Source organism: Nonomuraea africana, from assembly GCF_014873535.1.
GTDB lineage: Bacteria > Actinomycetota > Actinomycetes > Streptosporangiales > Streptosporangiaceae > Nonomuraea > Nonomuraea africana.
Window position 1 is genome coordinate 5,551,167 of record NZ_JADBEF010000001.1, and the last position, 21,184, is coordinate 5,572,350.

The window sequence follows — 21,184 nt, forward strand, 5'->3', positions numbered from 1 at the left end:
CCCCGCACGCTCGGGGCCATCCCCCGGCGTACGGCGCGGCGCCACCCGTGACCTCACGGGCAACGCCCTTCTTCGTCAACGCCGCCGTGCGGCGACTTAGTCCTCGCCGCGCAGGTGACGCCAGTGCTGCGCATCGCACCCTGGCGTGCGAGGGGCGCCCGGCGGAAACTCCACCGGGCGCCCTACCACGCTTTAGCCGCGCGGCTTCTCCCGCATCTCGAACGTCTCGATGACGTCGTCGATCCTGATGTCGCTGTATCCGACACCGATACCGCACTCGAAGCCCTCGCGGACCTCCGTCGCGTCGTCCTTGAAGCGACGCAGCGACGAAACGGTGAGGTTGTCGGCGACGACGACACCGTCGCGGATGATCCGCGCCTTGCTGTTGCGCACGATCGTGCCCGAACGAACCAGCGAACCGGCGACGTTGCCGATCTTCGGCACCTTGAAGACCTCGCGGACTTCGGCGGTGCCCATCTGGACCTCTTCGAACTCGGGCTTGAGCATGCCCTTGAGCGCCGCTTCGATTTCCTCGATCGCCTGGTAGATGACCGAGTAGTAGCGGATGTCGACGCCCTCGCGCTCGGCCAGGTCGCGCGCCCGAGGCTCGGGGCGGACGTTGAAGCCGATGATGACCGCGTTGTCGTCGGCGACGGCCAGGTTGACGTCGTACTCGGTGATCGCACCGACGGCGCGGTGCAGGACACGGAGCCTGACCTCGTCGCCGACGTCGATCTTGAGCAGCGCGTCTTCCAGCGCCTCGACCGAACCGGACACGTCACCCTTGATGATGAGCTTGAGCTCGTCGACGCGACCCTTCTCGAGGTTGCTGAACAGCTCCTCGAGGGTCAGGCGGCGGCTCGACTTCGCCATGTCGGCGCTGCGCTTGCGCGCGGCGCGCTGCTGGGCGATCTGCCTGGCCATCCGGTCGTCGGAGACGACGATGAAGTTGTCTCCCGCGCTCGGCACCGCCGTCAGACCCATCACCAGGACGGGACGCGAAGGCGTGGCCTCCTCCACCGGGTCGCCGTTGTCGTCGAGCATCGCCCTGACGCGGCCGAAGGCCTCGCCACAGACGATGGAGTCGCCGACGCGGAGCGTGCCGCGCTGGACCAGGACGGTCGCGACGGGGCCGCGACCCTTGTCGAGGCGAGCCTCGATCGTGATGCCCTGAGCGTCCATCGTCGGGTTGGCCCGCAGGTCGAGCTCGGCGTCGGCGGTCAGGATGATCGCCTCGAGAAGGTTCTCGATGCCGATGCCGTTCTTGGCGGAGATGTCGACGAACAGCGTGGAGCCGCCGTACTCCTCGGCCACCAGACCGTACTCGGTGAGCTGGGCCCGCACCTTGTTCGGGTCCGCGCCCTCCTTGTCGATCTTGTTGACCGCGACCACGACGGGCACGTCGGCCGCCTGGGCGTGGTTGAGCGCCTCGATCGTCTGCGGCTTCACACCGTCGTCGGCCGCGACCACCAGGACGGCGATGTCGGTGGCCTTGGCACCACGGGCACGCATGGCGGTGAACGCCTCGTGACCGGGGGTGTCGATGAAGGTGACCTTCCGCTCTTCGCCCTCGTGCTCGGTCGCGACCTGGTAGGCACCGATGTGCTGGGTGATGCCGCCGGCCTCGCGCGCCGCCACGTTGGTGTTGCGGATGGCGTCGAGCAGCTTGGTCTTACCGTGGTCGACGTGACCCATGACGGTCACCACGGGCGGACGCGCGGCCAGGTCGGCCTCGTCGCCCTCATCCTCGCCGAACTCGATGTCGAAGGCCTCGAGAAGCTCGCGGTCCTCCTCCTCCGGGCTGACGACCTGGATGTTGTAGTCGAGCTCGGCACCCAGCAGCTGCAGGGTCTCCTCGTTGACCGACTGCGTGGCGGTCACCATCTCGCCGAGGTGCAGCATGATCTGCACCAGCGAGGCGGGGTTCGCGCCGATGCGGTCGGCGAAGTCGGACAGCGAAGCGCCGCGCGGGAGCCTGATCGTCGCGCCGTTGCCGCGAGGAACCTGCACGCCGCCGATCGCCGGCGCCGACATGTTGTCGAACTCCTGGCGCCTCTGGCGCTTGGACTTGCGACCACGCGCGGGACGGCCACCGGGACGGCCGAACGCGCCCGCGGTACCGCCGCCACGACCACGGCCGCCACCACCGGGACGACCGGCGAAACCGCCGCCGCCACCACCGGGACCGCCGGTGCCGGTGCGCGGACCCGCGCCACCGCCACCACCGGGACGACCGGCGAAACCGCCGCCACCGCCACCGGGACGACCGGCGAAACCGCCGCCGCCACCGGGACGGCCACCGCCGCCACCGGGACGACCGCCACCGCCACCGCCGCCGGGACGGCCCGCGCCGCCACCGCCACCGGGACCGGCAGGACGACCCTGCGGCATCATCATCGGGTTGGGACGCGGCCCGCCGGGACGCGGACCACCCGCGCCGGGACCGGGACGGGGACCACCCGCACCAGGCCCTGGACGGGGACCACCGGCGCCGGGAGCGCCCTGGCCACCACGGCCCGCGGGCGGACGCGGCATCGCGCCGTCGCGCGGAGCGCCGTCACGGGGACCGCCGGGACGCGGGCCACCCTCACGGGGACCGCCCTCACGCGGACCGCCGGGACGCGGCGGACGCTGACCCATGCCGGTCGCGTTGGACGAGAACGGGTTGTTACCGGGACGAGGCCCGGGACGCGGACCGGGCTTGGGCCCAGGACGCGCGCCACCCTCACGCTGGCCACCGGGACCACCGGCGGGACGCGGAGCGCCGCCGTCGCGAGGACCACCGGGGCCCGCCGGACGGCCGCCCTGCTGGGCGGGGCCTGGACGCGGACCTGGCGCAGCGGGACGGGAAGCCGGCCCAGGACGAGGCGCGGGAGAGGGCTTGGGGCCCTCGAAGCGCGGAGCCTGGGGGGCCTGGGGAGCCTCGCGAGGAGTCTCGGTCCTGGCCGCCTCGGGCTGAGGCTGCTGATGGGGCATCGGAACCGGCGGGCGCGGAGTGCCACCGGCTGGACCGGGGCGGGGCCCCGGCTTCGGAACAGGACCCGGACGCGGGCCTGCGGATACGGGCGCCTCCGCGACGCCGTTGCCGGCCTGGCTGCTGTCAGCCGGCCGGGGCGCAGCCCTCGGCGGCTGCGGCTTGGACGACGAACCGCCGCCCTTCGTGGGCTTGGAAACGCCCAAAGCTTCGGTGAGCCTGCGGACCACCGGCGCTTCGATGGTGGAGGACGCCGAACGGACGAACTCTCCCATCTCCTGGAGCTTGGCCATGACGACCTTGCTCTCTACGCCGAACTCCTTAGCGAGCTCGTATACCCGGACCTTCGCCACTGCACTCCCTTACTTGGCCCGGGAGGCTGGCAGTGCCGTCCGGACCGTCGTTAACTTGACGTCTTCATCGCCGCGTGCTCATCAGGCGCTCATAGCAATCTGACTCCGCCCATCAACTCGGCGTCCTACATGACATTTCGTGGTTCTCCTTCTCCAGGTGCGCTCGCACTCGCGAGATGTCAAGCGGCCCCGGCACGCGAAACGCGCGCGGAAACGCTCGGCGACGCTCGGCAAGCTCCAGGCAGCTCAGGTCGGGATGCAGCGAAGCACCCCGGCCAGGGAGCCGTCCTCGCAGGTCAGGGACCACATGATCCCCAACGAGCACCAGGTGGAGCAGCTCGGACTTAGCCGTGCGAACCCTGCAGCCCACGCATGTTCTCAGCGGGGCCGCCTGGCCACCATATTCCAGCTTACCGCTTGGACGCATCTACGGAACCGGCGGGATCATCCGCCTGGGTGTCTGGACGGATGTCGATCCGCCATCCGGTGAGCCTGGCCGCCAGCCGGGCGTTCTGCCCCTCCTTGCCGATGGCGAGGGAGAGCTGGTAGTCGGGCACGGTGACTCGCGCCACCCGGCCTGCGAGGTCGAGAACCTCCACATGCGAAACACGTGCGGGGGACAGCGCATTCCCGACGAACTCGGCGGGGTCCTCGGACCAGTCGATGATGTCGATCTTCTCGCCGTGCAGTTCGGTCATGACGCTGCGCACGCGTGCGCCCATCGGCCCGATGCACGCGCCCTTGGCGTTGACGCCCGCCTTGCGGGAGGCGACCGCGATCTTGGTGCGGTGACCCGCCTCGCGCGCGACCGCCGCGATCTCGACGGTGCCGTCGGCGATCTCGGGCACCTCCAGCGCGAAGAGCTTCTTCACCAGGCCGGGGTGCGTGCGCGACAGCGTCACGGACGGACCCTTGTGGCCCTTCTTCACCTGGACGACGTAGGCGCGGATGCGCTCGCCGTGGATGTAGTCCTCGCCGGGCACCTGCTCGTTGTGGGGCAGCACGGCCTCGATCTTGCCGAGGTCGACGAGCACCACGCGGGGGTCCTGGCCCTGCTGGATGACGCCGGAGACCAGCTCACCCTCGCGGCTGGCGAACTCACCGAAGTTGATCTCGTCCTCGGCGTCGCGCAGCTGCTGCAGGATGACCTGCTTGGCGGTGGTGGCCGCGATACGGCTGAAGTTGGAGGGGGTGTCGTCGTACTCCCTGACGATCTCACCCTCGTCGTTCAGCTCCGCCGCGTAGATCGTGACGTGCCCTGTGGCGCGGTCGAGCTCCGCCCTGGCCTTGGCCGCGGCGCCCTCCGTGCGGAAGTAGGCGATCAGCAGCGCGTCCTCGATCGCTTTCACGACCAGGTCGAAGGAGATGTCCTTCTCCCGTTCAAGGCTGCGCAGGACGCTCATGTCGATGTCCACGAGGCTTCCCCCTTAGCCCTCGTCGCCGGTGTCGTCGAGGTCGTCTTCCTCGTCCTCGAACCGGCGGAATTCCACCTGTACCCGTCCTCGGGTCAGGTCCTGATAGTCGATCCTGCGCAGGGCGCCGTCGACGTCGATCTCCACGCTGCTCTCGTCGGCGCCGCGGATGCGGCCCTCGACCAGGCCGCCGTCGCGCAGCTCGGCCTTGACCAGGCGTTTGGCGGCGCGGCGCCAGTGGCGCGGCTCGGTCAGCGGGCGGTCGACTCCCGGTGAGGAGACCTCCAGCGTGTAGGGCGACTGCCCCATCGAGTCGTCGGCGTCGAGCGCGTCGGAGACGCCCTGGCTCACCTCGGCGATGTCGTCGAGCGTGACCCCGCCGTCCTTGTCGACGACCACGCGCAGCAGGCTTCGCTTGCCCGCGCGGGTGACCGTGACGTCCTCCAGGTCGAGACCTGCTGTGGCGACGACGGGCTCCAGGAGCTTCATCAGGTGGTCGCGGGATGATTCGCTGCCCATGTCGACCTCCCTATTGTGTTGCGATTCATGGCCGCCAAACGGAAGACGGCCGCTCAGTCGACGACTGCTCTCACCCTATCCGTACCAGGGCACGGAAGAGCGCCACTCGACAGGGTCGGGCGGCTGAGTCTCGAGAGAGCGAGACCATATCGCACTGGGCACGATCAGGGGGAACGCGCCAACGGGGCGCGCCAGCCCTTACGATGCTGTGTGCCTTCCCGACCTGACCGGAGGTTGTCCTTGCGTCCCCTGTCCAGGCGTGCCGTGCTCGCGGGCGGCGCGGCGACGGCGGCGCTCTCCGGCTGCTCGGCGGGCGGATCCGAGCCCGCCGCCCCGAAGGCCCCCGATCCCGAGCACGTGCTGTTGCGCGAGCTGATCGTCGACAAGCAGCGCACGATCGGCCTCTACTCCGTGCTGGTGGCGGCGGGCGGCGAGAAGCTGGCCCCGTTCCTCGCCCGGCACGAGGAGCACCTGGCCGCGCTGCGCGAACGGCTGCCGCGCGACGACGCGCAGACCGGCTCCTCTCCCACGCCCTCTGCGGCGCCCTCCCCGACGCCCGCGCCGCGCAAGGTGTCGCTGACCAGGCTGCGCGACCTCGAGCGCAGGGCCGCCGCGCTGCGCCCGCGCCAGCTCGGCCAGGCCTCGCCCGCGCTGGCCCAGCTGATCGCCAGCATCGGGGCCTGCGAGGCCCTCCACGCCCTCGCCCTGCCGAGGTCCCTGTGAGCACCCCGAGCCCGAGGACTGTCATGAGCGACGTCGAGGCGCTGAGCAAGGCGCTGGCCGCCGAGCACGCCGCCGTCTACGCCTACGGCCTGATGGGCGCCCGCACGACGGGGTCGCTGCGTTCGAAGGTGGCGGCCGCCTTCGCCGCCCACCGGGCCAGGCGCGACCAGCTCCGCGCGCTCATCTCCTCGAGCGGCGGCCGGCCGGCCGAGCCCGAGGCCACCTACGCGCTGCCCGTGGTGCCGGCCAACGCGACCGAGGCCGTGCGGCTGGCCGTCCACGTGGAGGCGGGCATCACCGCCGCCTACCTGGAGCTGAGCGCGGCGGCCGGAGCCGCTACGCGCAAGCTGGCCGCGCTGGCCATGCAGGAGTCGGTGACCAGGTCGTACGGCTTCCGCCCCGCGATCACGGCCTTCCCCGGCATGCCCGTGAAGACCACGCCGCCGGTCACGCCCAGCGAATGACCGACGCCGCCCAGGTGTAGCCGGTTCCGGCGGCCAGCAGCAGCACCACGTCCCCCGCGGAAAGACGCCCCGCGCGGGCCGCCCTGTCGAGCGCGAGGAGCGGGTCGACGCCGCTCATGTGCCCCGTGTCGTCCAGGTAGAGCGCGCGTTCGGCGGGGACGCCCAGGGCGGCGAGCAGGCCGTCGTGCATGGAGCGTTTCAGGTGCAGCACGCACAGCTGGGAGACGTCGCCGAGCCCGAGGCCCGAACGCTTGAGCGCGCCCTCGGCCACGCGCAGGAAGTTCGGCAGCGAGACCCTGTCGAGACCCTCCTTCATCGAGGCGGGGTCGGCCACGTCGAGCAGGTGGCGGCCGTTGCTCACACTGTCGTGGCTGGCCGGCTCGGCGCTGCCGCCCGCGGGCACCCGTACCTGGTGGGCGAAGGAGCCGTCGGTGACCATGTCGCTCTCGAGCACCTCGGCCTGCCCGCCGTCCCTGCTGAGCAGCATGGCGGCGGCGCCGTCACCGAAGGTGAAGGCGAAGCGCGAGCGCAGGTTGCCGTAGTCGAGCAGGTGCGACTCCCTGCACGCGGCCACCGCCAGCACCCTGCGCAGATGCGGCTCGGCGAGCATCAGGTCGCGGCAGACGCGCAGGGCCACGGGGGTGCCGCAGGAGACGTAGTCGAGCTCCAGCGCGAAGGCGCGGCGGGCGCCGAGCAGGTGGGTGATGCGCGGGGCCGCGTGCCAGACGGCGTGGTCCTTCCACGTCGAGCCGAAGTAGACGACCGCGTCCACCTCGGCGGCGTCGGTGCCAGTCTCGGCCAGCACCCTCGCGCCGACCTCCGCCGCCATGTCGCTGACGTGCTCGCCCGAGCCCGCGATGTGCTTGCCGCGCAGCCCGAACCTCTCCACGATCACCTGCTCGGGCACGCCGCTGGCCGCCGAGATCTCCGCCGCCGTCATCCAGCGCTCGGGCAGGTAGCTCGCGGTCCCCGCGATGTGGATCGTCACGCCTTGCCCTTCTTTCTCGTCAGGGACGCAAGGCCGCCCGGCAGGAACAGCACGAGCACCACGAACAGCGTGCCGAGCACCAGCAGCGGCTCGCCGATCACCGTGGAGAGCTCGCCGAGCCGGTGGCTGAGGTAGGTGTAGACGAGGCCGCCGATGAGCGCGCCGTACGGCCTGCCCGACCCCCCGAGCACCACCATCACCAGCAGCCCGAGCGTGAAGGTGGAGTCGGTGACCTCGGCGTGCGCTCCGCCCGCCACCAGCGCGTAGACCATCCCCGCCAGCGTCGCCAGGAACGACGAGAGCGTGAACGCCATCAGCTTGAAGGCGTAGGGCCGCAATCCCAGGACGGCCACGCGGCCCTCGTTGTCCCTGATGGCCCGCCACACGCGTCCCGGCCTGGAGGCCAGCGCCCAGCGGACGGCCGCGGCGGTGAGCGCCAGCAGCCCGAGCGCCATCCAGTAGCGGTAGGGGGCGTTGACCACGCCCACCAGCCACTCGGGCAGCCGCTCGTAGGCCAGCGCGAGCCCGAGCTCGCCGCCGGTGACGCGGAACGGGTCGCGCACCACGAAGATGGCGCCCGCCTGGGCGAAGGCCAGCGTGGCCATGGCGAAGGCGATCCCGCTGACCCGCAGGCAGATGGCGCCCAGGGCCAGCGGCAGGACGAGGCCCACGGCCAGCGTCCACCCGATCGCCGCGGCGAAGCCCTGACCGGCCAGCGCGACGGCGGTGGTGTACATCCCCGCCGCGACGTAGAGGCCGTGCCCGAACGACAGCAGCCCGGTGAAGCCGAACAGCAGGTCGTAGGTGATCGCCACCGCCGCCATCACGCACATCAGCGACATCAGGTGCAGCACGCCGGGGCTGCTGAAGGCGCCGTCGAACAGGACCGGGATCTGGACGTTCAGGTACGGCAGCGCCGCGGCCAGCACCAGGAGCGCGGGGGTGGCCCAGGACGCCCTGGGCTCGGCCGCCGGCAGGACCCTGGCCTGCAAGGTGGAGAGGTTCACGCGCTCGCCCTTCCGAGCAGGCCCTGCGGGCGGATGAGGAGGACGGCGGCCAGCAGCAGCACGACGATGAGGTCTCCCGCGCCGACCAGTCCGTAGAAGTTGGCGTACTGCTGCAGCAGCCCGACCAGCACCGCGGCCACCGCCGACCCCTTGAACGAGCCGAGCCCGCCGATGATGACGACGATGAAGGCGAAGATCAGCAGGCTGGTGCCCTGGTCGGGGGCGACCACGTTGTTGATCGCGCCGGTGAGGGCGCCCGCCAGCGCGGCCAGCCCGCCGCCGATCGCGAAGACCAGCGTGAAGGCCCTGCGCACGTCGATGCCGAGCGCGGTGACCATGGGCCGGTTCTCCACCCCCGCCCTGATGATGAGCCCGTAGCGGGTCCTGGCCAGGAACGCCGACATGGCCAGGTAGACCACGACCGCGACGACGATCAGCAGGAAGCGGTTGTTGGGGATGGGGGCGCCGAGGATCTCGGTCACCTCGTTCATCCACGCGGGCGTGGCCAGTTGGCGGGCGTCCGAACCGAAGACCTGCCTGACCAGTGCGGTCACCGCCAGCAGCAGGCCGACCGTGAGCAGCACCTGCGGCACGTGCGAGCCGTACAGCCTGCGCAGCAGCGCCGTCTCCATCAGCGCGGCCAGCGCCGCGCAGCCGATCACCGCGCACACCAGGCCGAGCGTGAAGCTGCCGGTGGCGTCGGTGACCAGCCACGCGGCGTAGCCGCCGAGGGTGAGGAAGGCGCCGTGGGCGAAGTTGAGCACGTCCATGAGGCCGTAGATGAGGGACAGTCCCGAGGCGACGAGGAAGTACAGCGCCGCCAGGCCCAGCCCGGTGATGGTGAGGAGTACGAACGTGGACATCAGCGGGCCACCCCCACGCCCAGGTAGTCGCGGGTCCTGCCCGGGTCGCCGAGCAGCTCGCCGGCGTCGCCCGCCCAGACGGCCCGGCCCTGGTCGAGGACCACGGCGTCGCGGGCCAGCCTGCGGACGAGCGACAGGTTCTGCTCGACCAGCACGATCGTGACCAGCTCGGCGACCCTGGCCAGGGCGTCGGCCACGTCGGCGACCAGGTGCGGGGCCAGGCCCTGGCTGGGCTCGTCGACCAGCAGCACCCTGTTGTCGTTGAGCAGCGCCCTGGCGAGGGCGAGCATCTGCTGCTCGCCGCCCGACATGGTGCCGGCCCGCTGCGCCCTTCTCTCCTTGAGCCTGGGGAAGAGCTCGTAGACCAGGTCGTAGTGGTGCCTCCCGCCCGGACGCTCGGCCAGGCGGAGGTTCTCCTGGACGGTGAGGCCCGCGAACACCTCGCGGTTCTCCGGGACGTAGCCGACGCCTCGCCGTACGACCTCGTGGGTGGGCAGCGCGGAGATCTCCGCGCCGTCCAGCACGATCGAGCCGCGCCTGGGCGCCAAGCCCAGCAGGCCGCGCAGGGTGGTGGTCTTGCCGACCCCGTTGCGGCCGAGCAGCGCGGTCACGCCGCCCTCCCTGATCTCGAACGAGACGCCCTGCAGGACGTGGGACTCGCCCAGATGGACGTGCAGCTCCCTGACGGCGAGCATCGTCACAGCGCCTCCCCGAGGTAGGCGGACTGGACCTCCGCGTCGGCCATCACGCGTTCGGGGGTGTCGCAGGCCAGCAGGGTGCCATGGTGCATGACGGCCATCCGGTCGGCGAGACCGACGGCGACGTCCATGCGGTGCTCGACCAGGACGATCGTGGTGCCCAGCGTGTCACGGACCTTGCGGATGACCTCGGTGACCTCGGGGACGTCCTCGGCGCTCATGCCCGCGGTCGGCTCGTCGAGCAGCAGCACCACGGGCCTGCCCACGATCGCCAGGGCCACTTCCAGCTTGCGCTTGCCGCCGTGGGAGAGGTCGGCGGCGAGGTCGTCCGCCCTGTCCGCGATGCCGACGAGGTCGAGCGCCCGGCCCGCCTCGTCGAGGGCGGGGTCGTGCCTTGTGACGCGCCGCCAGAGGGCGAGGCTGCCACCCCGGTGGGCCTGGGCGGCCAGCCTGACGTTCTCCATGACGGTGAGCGAGGGGAACAGGCTGGTGATCTGGAAGCTGCGGGCCAGGCCCTTGCGGGCGCGCTGCCAGACGGGGGCGCGGGTCACGTCCCGCCCTTCGAGCAGGATGGCGCCCTCCGTCGGTCTTCTGAGGCCGGTGAGGAGGTTGAACAGGGTCGTCTTCCCGGCGCCGTTGGGCCCGAGCACCGCGACGATCTCGCCCCGCCGTACCTGGAGTGAGACCTCCCGCAGAATCCGCATCCCCCCGATCGCCACCCCAAGCCCGCAGGTCTCCAACACCACCTCCAGTCCCGAACCACCCCGCTCCCCTCCAAAACCCTCAGCCGAAGTCCCACCCGCCAGACCCTGGGAGACCTCACCCGAAGTCCCACCCCCAGGCACCCCCACCACCGCCAACTCCCGAGGAACCCCAGCCGAAGTCCCCTCGGAAAGACCCCGGGAGACCTCAGCCGAAGTCCCATCTGCGGGCATGTCCTCTCGGAAGACCTCGGCCGAAGTCCCCTCAGGAAGGCCCCGGGAGAGGCCGGCCGGAGTCCCATCGTCGGTGCCGGTCATTTGGTCGGGGTGACCGGCGGGGTCACCTGGTCAGGGGTGAGGGTGCCGACGAGCTGCGGCACCCCGCCGGAGAGCTTCGCCTGGAACATCGGCTGCAGCAGCGCGTGGTCCTCGGCCCGAACAGTCGCCTCGCCCTTCGGCTGGGTGAACGCCCACCCCTCGAGCCCGGTGATCATCCTGCTGACGTCGTCCCCGCCCTGCTCCACCGCCCGCACCACCATCTGCGCCGCGGTGAACCCGTCGGAGTGGAAGATGTCGGGCGTGCTCCCGAGCTCCTTCGCCAGCGCCTTGGCCGCCTCGTTCGAGGTCGCCTCCGCGAAGTAGTGCGACAGGAAGTTGATCTTGTCGGCGGCCGGGCCGAAGGTGCCAAAGGTGGCGCGGTCCGCAAGGCCGGTCACCACCCTGGTCGCCTCGAACACCTTCTGCTGGGCCAGTGTCTGCCACATGTTGGCCGCGGTCTCCCCCGCCCACGCCACGAACAGCAGGTCGGGCTTGGCGTCCACGATCTGCCGGGCGAACGGCGTGAAGTCGGTGGTCTTCAGCGGCACCAGCACGGGCGTGACCGTCGCCCCGCCCGCCTTCCCGAGTACGGCCTGCACGGCGGCGACGTTCGCCTGGCCGAAGGCGTAGTCCTGGGCGAACACCATGACCTTCTTGCCCCGCACCCCGCCCACGAACGACTCGGCGGTTCGTACGTCCTGCCAGGTCTGGCGGCCCGAACGGAAGGTGTAGTCGTTGATGCCGGTGATCGCGTCGGTGGCCGCGGCGCCGTTGATGTAGAGGATCTTGTTCTGCGCGGCCAGCGGGGCGACCTGCATGGCCACGCCCGAGGAGACGGTCCCCGTGAGGACCTTGTAGCCCTTGCCGATCAGGTCGGTCGCCGCGGCCGTCGCCTTGGCGGGGTCGCTGGCGTCGTCGTGGTAGGTGACCTCCAGCGTCTTGCCGCCCGCCTTGTTCGTGCCCTTGGTGGCGTAGGCGAGTCCGGCCTTGAAGCCCTCGGTGAACTGCTTGCCGTACCCGGCGACCAGGCCGCTGGTGGAGGTGAGCACGCCGACCTTGACCGAGTCGCCGCCGCCTGCCGCCTGGTCCGTGGCCGCGCAGCCGGAGACCGTCAGCGCCAGCAGCGCGGCGAGCGCGAGTTTCTTCATGATGTCTCTCCTTGGTGGGGGGTGAACTGGCGGGCCATCACGAGTGCCTCGCCCTCGCACACCACGCGCTCGCCGACCGACGCGACCGTGTGCAGGTTGACCAGCGCCTTTCCGGGACGGACCGCGCTGATCGTCACCTCCGCGCCGATGGCCTCGCCCGGCCTGGCGGAGTCGGTGAAGGTCATCTCCTGCTTGAGGTACATGGTTCCGTTGCCTGGCAGATCGGTGCCGAGCAGCGTGGAGAACAGACCGGCGATGAGGGATTCGGGTACGGCGTGCGCGGGGTCGTCGCCGGTGAGCCTGGCGTAGGCGGTGAGGTCGTCCACGGTGAAGGTCCGCTGGAGGCCGGCGCGCCTGCCCACAGCCCCCGCCCACCAGCCCACCGCCCCCGACCCCTCACCCCCGCCCTTCCCCGAGACCACCGCCCCCTCAGAGACCCGCGCACCCTCAGAGACAGGCGCACCCTCAGAGACAGGCGCCGCTCCCGAGACCGATGGCCCTTCCGAGAAGGGTGAACCGCCCGAAGCCGAAGCCCGCGAGCCGGCAGAGGACGGCGACCCCTCCGAGATCTGCGGCTCTTCCGAGAGCGGCATTCCAGGAGTCCGCGTGGACGGGTTGGGGGAGAGCCGCCGAGTCCCGGTGGCGAGGGTGCCGGTGAAGGTGCAGACCGTCGTCCCGTCGGTTCTGGTGACCGTGGCCTCGATCGCGTCGCCGAGGACCGTGGCCGACACCGTGACCCGCTCCCCCGCCCTCGTCGGCGCGGGGAACATCAGCGACGTCACGGCGAACGCGGCGCCCTGGTGATGCCGCCGTACGGCGGAGCGGATCAGCGCGTAGATGAACATCCCGTGCGCGACCGTCCCGCCGAACACGGTGGTCGCCGCGTAGTCCGGGTCCACGTGGATCGGGTTGTCGTCACCGCTCAGGTCGGCGAAGGCGGTGAAGTCCTCCTGCCTGACCACGAACTCCTCGGTCCACGTCACGGGCCTGAGCCGGTTCTTCAGGATCTTGCCGCTGGCGTTGCGCGGCAGTTCGGCGACGAACTCGACGTGCTTCGGCACCTTGTAACCGGCCAGCCGCTCCCTGCAGAAGCTCCTGATCTCGGCGGCGTCGGCCGGCCCGCGCGGCACGACGACGGCCTTGCCGACCTCTCCCCACCGCTCGTCCGGCACCCCGACCACGGCCGCCTCGGCGATCGAGGGGTGGGTGTGGAGGACCTGCTCGACCTCGGCGGGGTAGACGTTCTCGCCACCCGAGATGTACATGTCCTTGACGCGGTCGACGATCGTGTAGTCGCCGTCGGCGTCCCTGCGGGCGACGTCGCCCGACCGCAGCCAGCCGTCCTCGGTGAACGGGTCGGCCACGGCGTTCCAGTAGCCGGGCGTGACGCCAGGACCCCTGATCAGCAGCTCTCCCTCGGTGCCGCCGCCGTCGAGCCGCACCTCGACGAACGCCTGCGGCCTGCCCACCGATCCGGCCTTGACCAGCGCGTTGGCCTCGTCGAGGAGGAAGACCGTGGGGCCCGTCTCGGTCATGCCCATGCCCTGCCGTACCGTGACGCCCCTGGCGGCCAGCTCCGTGAGCAGGGGCACCGGCATCGGCGACCCGCCGCACGCCCACGAGCGCACCCCCGACAGGTCGGCGGCGGCGAAGCCGGGGTGGTCCCGCAGCAACTGGTACATCGTCGGCACCCCGAAGAAGGCGGTCACCCTGCTCGACAGCAGCTCCAGGATCTGTCCGGGGTCGAACTCGTGCTGGATCACCGCCGTGCCCCCGACCATCAGGGTGGGCAGCGTGTAGAGGTTGATGCCGCCGGTATGGAAGGTGGGCAGCGCGTTGAGGGTGGTGTCGGCGCCGGTCAGGCCGATCGCGGTGCCGATGTTGAGATGGTTGACGACGGCCATGCCGAAGGTGTTGATCACGCCCTTGGGCCGTCCGGTGGTGCCCGAGGTGTAGAGGAGGTACCAGGGGTCGTGCTCGTCGCGGAAGCCCCAGCCGGCCACGCCGCCCTCGCCCAGCTCGCCGAGGACGGCGACCTTGCCGCCCAGCCGCTGCGCGGCGGCCAGGTGGGTCTCGTCGGCGAGCAGGACGGCGGGGGCGCAGTCCTCGGCGATCCCGGCCAGCTCGGACACCGACAGCCGCCAGTTCAGCGGCACCATCAGCGCGCCGATCCGCCCGCACGCGAACAGCGTCTCGATGACCTCCACGCGGTTGCCCGACAGCACCGCGACACGGTCGCCAGGCCGTACGCCGAGCTCTTCGCGCAACCGCCACGCCGTACGGCCGGCGCGGTCGTGCGCCTGCGCGTAGCTGAACTCGCGGCCGCTCAGCGTGTCGACCAGGGCCACGGTATCGGGGCTCAGCCCTGCGCGGGCGGCGAGCAGATCGGGCACTTTCACGGTGTGATCCTCGTGATTCGGTTGGAAATCAGGGAGTCGACGAAGACAGCGGTGCCGTTCCTGACGACGTGCTGGGTGGCGAACAGGCCGCCAGGTCTGGAGCCGAGATGCGGATCGACCCAGAAGCCTGCACCGCGGCGATCACCGGGACGTCCAGCCGCAGCAGCGCGAGGACGGTCTGGTTGAGCAGCCCGACGATCTCGTGCGCGTAGGCCGCCAGCCCTTCGTCCCCTTCGGCGGCCCGCTCGGCGAAGGCGCGGACGTCGCCGCCGGTCGAGAAGGACCGGCCCTCGGCGGCCAGCACCACCGCCCCGGCGTCCACGGCGGCGACCGCGTCGAGGAGTTCCCGCAGTAGGTCGGGGACCAGGCTGTTGTGGCGCTCGGGACGGTTCAGCACGAGGGTGGCCGCCTCGCCGTCGCCTTCCAGCCTGACCAGCACCCTGCCCGCCTCCTCAACGAGAGACCCTCAACATGAGACCTGATTCACCTGGAAGGTATGGGACCCGGCCAGACGGGTCAAGACCAACATGAGAGGTGATTCATCTGTTATCTTGACGGTCATGACCCGGTCGAGGAGGCTCACAAGGTGACAGCCGTCGAGACATTCACCAGCGCCCGTGGCACCCCCCTGTCCAAGCGGGGCGAGCGCACCAGGCGCAGGCTGCTCGACGCGGCCGAGAAGGTCTTCTCCGAGCTGGGCTACTACGAGGCGTCCATCGTCAAGATCACCGAAGCGGCGGCCGTCTCCCAGGGCACCTTCTACATCTACTTCGAGAGCAAGCAGCAGATCTTCGACGAGCTGGTCGCCGACCTCAACCGGCGGGTACGGCACGCCATGCACGAGGCCTCGGCCCAGGGCGCCTCACGCGCCGAGAGCGAACGGCTGGGCTTCGCGGCGTTCTTCAGGTTCACCGCCGAGCACCCCGCGCTCTACCGGATCATCAGGCAGGCCGAGTTCGTCTCCCCCGCCGCGCTCCACGACCACTACGCGAAGATCGCCGAAGGTTACATCGCGGGGCTGCGCCAGGCCATGGCGGCGGGCGACATCGTCACGGCCGACCCCGAGGTGCTGGCCTGGGCGCTGATGGGGGTCGGCGAGCTGATCGGCATGCGCTGGATCCTCTGGGACGGCGCCGAGCCGCGCCAGGTGCCCGAGGAGGTCTTCGAGGAGATGTACGCCTTCATCACCCGCGGCCTCGGCACGAGCGGCGGGATTCGCGACTCCTCCTCGGGGTAGCGGGGGCGCGTCGCCAATCCCCCGATGGAGGCATCAATGGGCTGGGGTTTTCGGAAGTCCATCAAGATAGGCCCGTTCCGGCTGAACCTGTCACGTGGAGGTGTCGGGCACAGCTGGGGCAACAGGGCGTTCCGTGTCACGAAGACCGCCGACGGACGGCGCACGCTGTCGGTCAATCTCCCCGGCGGCTTCCACTGGCGTAAGACCCTCGGCGGCAGCGCACGCCGCTGATCAGGGAACTCCTCCGTGGTGCCCTTCGTTTTCAGGGCACCACGGACTTTTCCCCGAGGAGGCTCGATGGGCTGGCACTACCGCAAGTCGATCAAGGTGGGTCCCTTCAGGATCAACCTGTCCCGTCACGGCGTCGGTCACAGCTTCGGAGGGCGCAGGTTCCACCTCACCACCACCCCCGACGGCCGCCGCCACGTCACCGTCAGGCTGCCGGGCGGCTTCCACCTCAGCAAGTCACTCGGCGGTCGCCGTCACCGCCACTACCGCTAGCGAGGGCCCGCGGGCGCGAGGCGACCGAGGAAGTCGCGGGTGAGGGCGACGATCTCGTCCAGGTTCGTCTCCAGCGCCCAGTGCCCGCCCTCCAGCAGGTGCAGCTCGGCGTCGGGCAGGTCGCGCAGGTAGGCGCGGGCCGCGCCCTCCGGCATGTAGCCGTCCTGAGGGCCCCAGACGATCAGCGTCGGCGGCCGGTGCTCCCTGAGATAGCGCTGGTAGCGGGGGAACCACTCGAGGTTCTCCCGCAGCCCCTCCATCAGGCCCACGGCGATCTCGCGGCGCGCGGGCGTGTCCATCAACGGCCACGACAGCCGCCACAGGTCGGGGCTGATCCGCTCGGCGAGGTGGTCGGCCACCTCGCCCACGAACTCGTCCCTGAATCCCTCCTCCGACACCGCCTGGCCCAGCCGCTCGCGCCCGGAGGGCGTGGGGTCGGCCCAGTAGTCCTTGAGCGGCTTGTACTTGGGGCCGAGCTCGTCCTCGTAGATGTCGCCGTTCTGGATGATCAGGGCCGTCACGCGATCGGGCGCCCGCATCGCCAGCCGCAGGCCGATCTGCGAGCCGTAGTCGTGCAGGTAGAGGGCGTAGTGCCGGAGGCCGAGCAACTCGGCGAACCGGTCGAGGAAGGCGGCGTAGCCGTCGAAGGTGTAGGCGAAGCCCTCGGGTGTCGCGCTGTAGCCGAAGCCGGGGTAGTCGGGCGCGACCAGCCGCCAGCGGTCGGCCATGGCGGGCATGAAGTGGCGGAACTGGAACGAGGAGCACGGGTAGCCGTGCGGCAGGAGCACGACGGGCGCGCCGGGCGGGCCCGCCTCCCTGTAGAAGGTCCGCACTCCGTCCACGTCGATGTGTCGATGCTTCACAGCGGCACAGCTGCCCGTGAGCGGGCGATGTAACGGCGGCTCGAAGACGGAGAGGCCCGCGCCCTTATGCGGGCGGGGCCTCTACCGGGACTCGGCGAACGGATCAGGCGCGGCAGGCGGCCACGACACGGTCGGCGGCCTCGGCGAGCGGGATCTCCTCCTTGACGCCCGTCGCGCGGTCGCGCAGCTCGATGACGCCCTGGCCCAGACCGCGGCCGATCACCACGATGGTGGGCATGCCCAGCAGCTCGGCGTCCTTGAACTTCACGCCGGGCGAGACCGAGGGCCGGTCGTCGACCAGCACGCGCAGCCCTCTCGACTCGAGCTCCTCGGCGAGCTGGACGGCCACCTCGACCTGGTTCTCCTTGCCGGTGCCGACGATGTGCACGTCGGCGGGGGCGACCTCGCGCGGCCACACCAGCCCGAGCTCGTCGTACTTCTGCTCGGCGATCACCGCGAGCGCCCTGGAGACGCCGATGCCGTAGGAGCCCATCGTGATCCTGATCGGCTTGCCGTCGGGGCCGAGGGCGTCGAGGCCCGCGGCGTCGGCGTACTTGCGGCCGAGCTGGAAGATGTGGCCGATCTCGATGCCCCTGTCGAGGGACAGCTCGTTGCCGCAGCGGGGGCAGGCGTCACCGGCGCGGACCTCCGCGGCCTCGATCGTGCCGTCGGGCACGAAGTCGCGGCCGGCCACGACGTTGACGGCGTGCTTGCCCTTCTCGTTGGCGCCGGTCACCCACGAGGTGCCGGTGACCACGCGCGGGTCGACGAGGTAGCGGATGCCGAGGTCCTTGAGCACCTGCGGGCCGATGTAGCCGCGCACCAGGCCGGGGTGCTTGTGGAAGTCCTCGAAGATGGCGGGCTCACCGGGGGCCAGGGCGGCCTCCAGGCGCTTGAAGTCGACCTCACGGTCACCGGGGACGCCGATGACCAGCGTCTCCGCCTTGTCGGAGCCCGGCGTGGTGACCTTGACCACGACGTTCTTGAGGGTGTCGGCGGCGGTGATGTTCAGGCCGTGCTCGGCGTTGACGAACGACACCAGCGTCTCGATCGTCGGGGTGTCGGGGGTGTCGAGCACGCGCTGCGCCGGGAGCCCCTCCAGCGCGCGGGCGGCCGGCGCGGGGGTGACGACGGCCTCGGCGTTGGCCGCGTAACCGCAGTGGTGGCAGTTGACGAAGGTGTCCTCGCCGGTGGGCGTGGGCGCGAGGAACTCCTCCGACGCCGAGCCGCCCATGGCGCCCGAGGTGGCGAAGACGATCTTGTAGCTGAGGCCGAGCCTGTCGAAGGTCCTGATGTAGGCCTCGCGGTGCTGCTCGTAGGAGCGCTTGAGACCGTCGTCGTCGAGGTCGAAGGAGTAGGAGTCCTTCATCAGGAACTCGCGCCCGCGCAGGATGCCGGCGCGGGGCCGCGCCTCGTCACGGTACTTGTTCTGGATCTGGTAGAGCGTGACGGGGTAGTCCTTGTACGAGGAGTACTCGCCCTTCACCATGTCGGCGAACAGCTCCTCGTGGGTGGGACCGAGCAGGTAGTCGGCGCCCTTGCGGTCCTTGAGACGGAAGAGCGTGTCGCCGTACTCGACCCAGCGTCCCGTGGCCTCGTAGTAGTCGCGGGGCAGCAGGGCCGGGAAGAGCACCTCCTGCCCGCCCATCCTGTTCATCTCCTCGCGCACGACGCGCGTGACGTTCTCGAGGGCGATCTTGCCGAGCGGCAGCCATGAGTAGATGCCGGGCGCCACGCGGCGGACGTAGCCGGCGCGGACCAGGAGCTTGTGGCTCGGGACTTCCGCGTCTGCCGGGTCGTCCCGCAGGGTGCGAAGCAACAACGACGACATGCGCAGCAACACGGCTACTCCTAGTTAGGGCCCGGACGTGAGGACATACAGGCTACCGACTTTCCCCGGTTACAGGGCGTGGAGTGCGAGCGTGAGCAGTCCCGCGACCACGACCGCGACGGCGGCGGCGCGCGCCCGGCCCGCCATGGTGCGCCTGAGGAGGAAGACCGCGACGACGGCGAGAGCGGCGACCGCGATGGCGGACGCCGGCCAGAACGCGCGGTCGAAGTCGACGCCGCCGGGAGTGGCCCTGTCGATGACGTCGGCGAGCAGCAGACCGGAGACGACGCCCGCGCCGAGATCGCCCCAGCTGTCGCGCCGCCTGCTGAGGTAGGCGAGCAGGCCCAGGGCGACCAGCTGGGCGACGACCAGGTTCAGCCCCGTGCTGGTCCCGCCGATGGCCTCGAAGTTCAGGTCGCCGCGCAGCGCGCTGCCGCCCATGGCGGCCACCACGGTCGAGGCGGAGGCGAGGAAGGTGGTGAGGAGTGCCCATCCGCTGCCCGAGGCCGTCGCGCCCACGACCACCGCCAGCGCGAGGTAGGCGTAGGGGTCGTAGTAGAACTCGATGCCGAGCGCGGAGACCAGCACGCCGATCAGGCCGACGACCAGTCCTCCGAGGAAAGCGGCCAGCACGTGACGTTGGATGCCGCGCTGTCGCCTGTCATATTCGGCGAAATCGGCATACTCAAGAGCAATCTTCTCCATAGTTCTCTAATCAGACTATCCGGACTTACAGGAGAAGTAAATTTCTGTCAACCGCTGGTCAGGCTAGCTAATCAAGCAATCGCTTGGTTAATATCGGGCCTTGTGAGCCTCCCTGAGCTGCGGGCCACCGTCAGATCCTTTCTCGCCGCCCATCCAGACGCGTCATGGGCGCGTTTCTCCGGCGAACTCGGAGTGGCGGGGCTGGCCGTCGACGAAAGATACGGCGGAGCCGGCTGCGGTCTGCCCGAGCTGGCCGTCGTGGCCGAGGAGATCGGCAGGGCGCTGTCCCCCCATCCCTTTCTCCAGACCGCGGTGATGGCCGCGGCCGCCACCGACGACCCCGAGCTGCTCGGGGCGATCGCCGAAGGCGCGCTCACCGCGACCGTCGTGCTGCCCGGCGAGCACTCCTGCCTCCTGGACGGCGACCGCCTGACCGGCTCGGCCCCCTACGTGCTCGACGCCGAGGCGGTCCTCGTCTACGTGGACGGGTCGCTGGTGGCGGCCGAGCCGTCGGCGCGCGTGCCGTACGAGACGATGGACGCCAGCCGGCCGCTCACCGCGCTGACCTTCGACGGGGCCGTCGCACGACCGGCGGGGGACGGCGCGGCGTGGGAGCGGGTCCGTGACCTGGCGGTGATCACGCTGGCCGCCGAGCAGGTGGGCGGCGCGGCCAGGTGCCTGGAGGCGGCCACCGCACACGCCAAGCTGCGCCACCAGTTCGGCCGGCCGATCGGCTCCTTCCAGGCGATCAAGCACCGGCTGGCCGATCTGCTGCTGACGGTGGAGTCGGCCAGGTCGGCGGTCTGGGGAGCGGTCGGCGACCCCTCGGCGCAGGCGGCGGCGATCGCGGGCTCCTACTGCGGCGAGGCCTATCTGCGGGCGGCGGGCGACAGCATCCAGGTCCACGGCGGTATCGGCATCACCTGGGAGCACGAGGCGCACCGCTACTTCAAGCGGGCCACCTCCGACGCGCGGCTGTTCGGCCCGCCGCGCGAGCACCGGGCCCGCCTGGAGATCGGCTAGCCGCCGAGCAGTTCCTCCCACGGCTGCCTGGCGTTGGTGCGGCGGGTGGTGTCGAGCGCCTCTGCCAGCCGCCAGAAGCCCGGCCGCGCGCCGACCCTCGCCCTGCCCATCGGGTCGATGGCGAGCAGCTCGAAGCGCACCCCCATCACGTCGAGCACCGCGGAGGAGGGGGTGCAGGGCCCCGCGACGGTGACGAGGCTCGTATCGAGGCCCGGCTCGCACACCTGCCGGGCCAGCAGCGTGACCACCTCGGCGGCGTAGGGCCCGTCGCGCCATGAGATGTGCCAGCTGTGGTCGGCCCCCCGCCACCAAGTGAGGTCGCGGCAGGACTCGATGAACTCGGCCTCGCTCGCCAGCGCGGCCATCACCCTGCCGAACGCCTCGAACCTGCGGGCGCTGGCCGGAGCGGGCTCGTCGTGAGCCTCCCTGGCGCGACGCAATCTCATGTCTGGGAGCG

22 protein-coding genes are annotated in these 21,184 nt (G+C 70.9%); 6 read left to right on the forward strand and 16 right to left on the reverse strand.

Going from position 1 to position 21,184, the window contains the following annotated elements:
• Window positions 1-192 precede the first annotated feature (192 nt).
• The 4 genes from infB to rimP all read right to left on the reverse strand — a co-directional run bounded on the left by infB (window position 193) and on the right by rimP (window position 5,258).
• Window positions 193-3,327, reverse strand: a complete 3,135-nt coding sequence (infB, locus tag H4W81_RS26245) for a translation initiation factor IF-2 (protein ID WP_192777253.1) — start codon at window positions 3,325-3,327, stop codon at window positions 193-195.
• A gap of 112 nt (window positions 3,328-3,439) precedes the next feature.
• Window positions 3,440-3,754: a YlxR family protein gene (locus H4W81_RS26250; protein ID WP_192777254.1), complete on the reverse strand. Its 315-nt coding sequence runs from the start codon at window positions 3,752-3,754 to the stop codon at window positions 3,440-3,442.
• On the reverse strand, window positions 3,738-4,742 hold the full coding sequence (gene nusA / locus H4W81_RS26255) for a transcription termination factor NusA (protein WP_192777255.1): 1,005 nt from the start codon (window positions 4,740-4,742) through the stop codon (window positions 3,738-3,740). The genes H4W81_RS26250 and nusA overlap by 17 nt, the downstream gene beginning before the upstream one ends.
• Before the next feature lie 12 nt (window positions 4,743-4,754).
• Window positions 4,755-5,258: a ribosome maturation factor RimP gene (rimP, locus tag H4W81_RS26260; RefSeq protein WP_192777256.1), complete on the reverse strand. Its 504-nt coding sequence runs from the start codon at window positions 5,256-5,258 to the stop codon at window positions 4,755-4,757.
• A gap of 240 nt (window positions 5,259-5,498) precedes the next feature.
• Between rimP and H4W81_RS26265 the strand changes: the two genes are divergently transcribed.
• Window positions 5,499-5,981 carry a hypothetical protein gene (locus H4W81_RS26265; RefSeq protein ID WP_192777257.1) on the forward strand — a complete coding sequence of 161 codons (483 nt, stop codon included), beginning with the start codon at window positions 5,499-5,501 and terminating at the stop codon, window positions 5,979-5,981.
• 23 nt (window positions 5,982-6,004) lie between these two features.
• Window positions 6,005-6,445 carry a ferritin-like domain-containing protein gene (locus H4W81_RS26270; protein ID WP_192777258.1) on the forward strand — a complete coding sequence of 147 codons (441 nt, stop codon included), beginning with the start codon at window positions 6,005-6,007 and terminating at the stop codon, window positions 6,443-6,445.
• Here H4W81_RS26270 and H4W81_RS26275 read toward each other — a convergent pair.
• The 8 genes from H4W81_RS26275 to H4W81_RS26310 form a co-directional block, all read right to left on the reverse strand.
• On the reverse strand, window positions 6,429-7,433 hold the full coding sequence (locus H4W81_RS26275) for a 3-oxoacyl-ACP synthase (RefSeq protein ID WP_192777259.1): 1,005 nt from the start codon (window positions 7,431-7,433) through the stop codon (window positions 6,429-6,431). The two genes, H4W81_RS26270 and H4W81_RS26275, sit on opposite strands and share 17 nt — an antisense overlap.
• Window positions 7,430-8,440, reverse strand: coding sequence for a branched-chain amino acid ABC transporter permease (locus tag H4W81_RS26280; RefSeq protein ID WP_192777260.1), 1,011 nt, complete (start codon window positions 8,438-8,440; stop codon window positions 7,430-7,432). Before H4W81_RS26280 ends, H4W81_RS26275 begins: the two co-directional genes overlap by 4 nt.
• Window positions 8,437-9,303, reverse strand: a complete 867-nt coding sequence (locus H4W81_RS26285) for a branched-chain amino acid ABC transporter permease (protein ID WP_192777261.1) — start codon at window positions 9,301-9,303, stop codon at window positions 8,437-8,439. Before H4W81_RS26285 ends, H4W81_RS26280 begins: the two co-directional genes overlap by 4 nt.
• Window positions 9,303-9,998 carry an ABC transporter ATP-binding protein gene (locus tag H4W81_RS26290; protein ID WP_192781050.1) on the reverse strand — a complete coding sequence of 232 codons (696 nt, stop codon included), beginning with the start codon at window positions 9,996-9,998 and terminating at the stop codon, window positions 9,303-9,305. The genes H4W81_RS26285 and H4W81_RS26290 overlap by 1 nt, the downstream gene beginning before the upstream one ends.
• 2 nt (window positions 9,999-10,000) lie before the next feature.
• Window positions 10,001-10,705, reverse strand: a complete 705-nt coding sequence (locus tag H4W81_RS26295; protein ID WP_192777262.1) for an ABC transporter ATP-binding protein — start codon at window positions 10,703-10,705, stop codon at window positions 10,001-10,003.
• 311 nt (window positions 10,706-11,016) lie between these two features.
• On the reverse strand, window positions 11,017-12,168 hold the full coding sequence (locus H4W81_RS26300) for a substrate-binding domain-containing protein (RefSeq protein ID WP_192777263.1): 1,152 nt from the start codon (window positions 12,166-12,168) through the stop codon (window positions 11,017-11,019).
• A complete protein-coding gene (locus H4W81_RS26305) occupies window positions 12,165-14,567 on the reverse strand; it encodes an AMP-binding protein (protein WP_318781966.1) in 2,403 nt (800 codons plus the stop codon). Before H4W81_RS26305 ends, H4W81_RS26300 begins: the two co-directional genes overlap by 4 nt.
• A gap of 28 nt (window positions 14,568-14,595) precedes the next feature.
• Window positions 14,596-15,006, reverse strand: a complete 411-nt coding sequence (locus tag H4W81_RS26310) for an enoyl-CoA hydratase-related protein (RefSeq protein ID WP_192777264.1) — start codon at window positions 15,004-15,006, stop codon at window positions 14,596-14,598.
• A 147-nt stretch (window positions 15,007-15,153) separates the two neighbouring features.
• Between H4W81_RS26310 and H4W81_RS26315 the strand changes: the two genes are divergently transcribed.
• The 3 genes from H4W81_RS26315 to H4W81_RS26325 all read left to right on the forward strand — a co-directional run bounded on the left by H4W81_RS26315 (window position 15,154) and on the right by H4W81_RS26325 (window position 16,305).
• Window positions 15,154-15,804 carry a TetR/AcrR family transcriptional regulator gene (locus tag H4W81_RS26315; RefSeq protein WP_192777265.1) on the forward strand — a complete coding sequence of 217 codons (651 nt, stop codon included), beginning with the start codon at window positions 15,154-15,156 and terminating at the stop codon, window positions 15,802-15,804.
• 36 nt (window positions 15,805-15,840) lie between these two features.
• Window positions 15,841-16,035 (forward strand): DUF4236 domain-containing protein, encoded by a 195-nt coding sequence (locus tag H4W81_RS26320; protein ID WP_192777266.1) that lies wholly within the window; start codon window positions 15,841-15,843, stop codon window positions 16,033-16,035.
• Window positions 16,036-16,101: 66 nt separating this feature from the next.
• A complete protein-coding gene (locus H4W81_RS26325; RefSeq protein WP_192777267.1) occupies window positions 16,102-16,305 on the forward strand; it encodes a DUF4236 domain-containing protein in 204 nt (67 codons plus the stop codon).
• Here H4W81_RS26325 and H4W81_RS26330 read toward each other — a convergent pair.
• The 3 genes from H4W81_RS26330 to H4W81_RS26340 all read right to left on the reverse strand — a co-directional run bounded on the left by H4W81_RS26330 (window position 16,302) and on the right by H4W81_RS26340 (window position 19,632).
• Window positions 16,302-17,168 carry an alpha/beta fold hydrolase gene (locus tag H4W81_RS26330; RefSeq protein WP_192777268.1) on the reverse strand — a complete coding sequence of 289 codons (867 nt, stop codon included), beginning with the start codon at window positions 17,166-17,168 and terminating at the stop codon, window positions 16,302-16,304. The two genes, H4W81_RS26325 and H4W81_RS26330, sit on opposite strands and share 4 nt — an antisense overlap.
• Before the next feature lie 103 nt (window positions 17,169-17,271).
• Window positions 17,272-19,011: a proline--tRNA ligase gene (locus H4W81_RS26335; protein WP_192777269.1), complete on the reverse strand. Its 1,740-nt coding sequence runs from the start codon at window positions 19,009-19,011 to the stop codon at window positions 17,272-17,274.
• 57 nt (window positions 19,012-19,068) lie between these two features.
• Window positions 19,069-19,632 (reverse strand): hypothetical protein, encoded by a 564-nt coding sequence (locus H4W81_RS26340; RefSeq protein ID WP_192777270.1) that lies wholly within the window; start codon window positions 19,630-19,632, stop codon window positions 19,069-19,071.
• 174 nt (window positions 19,633-19,806) lie between these two features.
• On the opposite strand from H4W81_RS26340, the gene H4W81_RS26345 reads away from it, so the two are divergent.
• Window positions 19,807-20,727: an acyl-CoA dehydrogenase family protein gene (locus H4W81_RS26345; RefSeq protein ID WP_192777271.1), complete on the forward strand. Its 921-nt coding sequence runs from the start codon at window positions 19,807-19,809 to the stop codon at window positions 20,725-20,727.
• Here the strand turns inward: H4W81_RS26345 and H4W81_RS26350 are convergent.
• Complete coding sequence (locus tag H4W81_RS26350; RefSeq protein ID WP_225958802.1) at window positions 20,724-21,173, reverse strand: hypothetical protein; 450 nt, start codon at window positions 21,171-21,173, stop codon at window positions 20,724-20,726. The two genes, H4W81_RS26345 and H4W81_RS26350, sit on opposite strands and share 4 nt — an antisense overlap.
• Between the last annotated feature and the right edge of the window lie 11 nt (window positions 21,174-21,184).

Excerpts from the sequence above, each read along its gene's own strand:
- H4W81_RS26250 (WP_192777254.1), bottom strand. The coding sequence starts at position 3,754 with ATGCGTCCAAGCGGTAAGCTGGAATATGGTGGCCAGGCGGCCCCGCTG.
- H4W81_RS26295 (WP_192777262.1), bottom strand. The coding sequence starts at position 10,705 with ATGCGGATTCTGCGGGAGGTCTCACTCCAGGTACGGCGGGGCGAGATC.
- H4W81_RS26350 (WP_225958802.1), bottom strand. The coding sequence starts at position 21,173 with ATGAGATTGCGTCGCGCCAGGGAGGCTCACGACGAGCCCGCTCCGGCC.
- H4W81_RS26325 (WP_192777267.1), top strand. The coding sequence starts at position 16,102 with ATGGGCTGGCACTACCGCAAGTCGATCAAGGTGGGTCCCTTCAGGATC.
- H4W81_RS26285 (WP_192777261.1), bottom strand. The coding sequence starts at position 9,303 with ATGTCCACGTTCGTACTCCTCACCATCACCGGGCTGGGCCTGGCGGCG.
- H4W81_RS26270 (WP_192777258.1), top strand. The coding sequence starts at position 6,005 with ATGAGCGACGTCGAGGCGCTGAGCAAGGCGCTGGCCGCCGAGCACGCC.
- H4W81_RS26300 (WP_192777263.1), bottom strand. The coding sequence starts at position 12,168 with ATGAAGAAACTCGCGCTCGCCGCGCTGCTGGCGCTGACGGTCTCCGGC.
- H4W81_RS26320 (WP_192777266.1), top strand. The coding sequence starts at position 15,841 with ATGGGCTGGGGTTTTCGGAAGTCCATCAAGATAGGCCCGTTCCGGCTG.
- rimP (WP_192777256.1), bottom strand. The coding sequence starts at position 5,258 with ATGGGCAGCGAATCATCCCGCGACCACCTGATGAAGCTCCTGGAGCCC.
- H4W81_RS26290 (WP_192781050.1), bottom strand. The coding sequence starts at position 9,998 with ATGCTCGCCGTCAGGGAGCTGCACGTCCATCTGGGCGAGTCCCACGTC.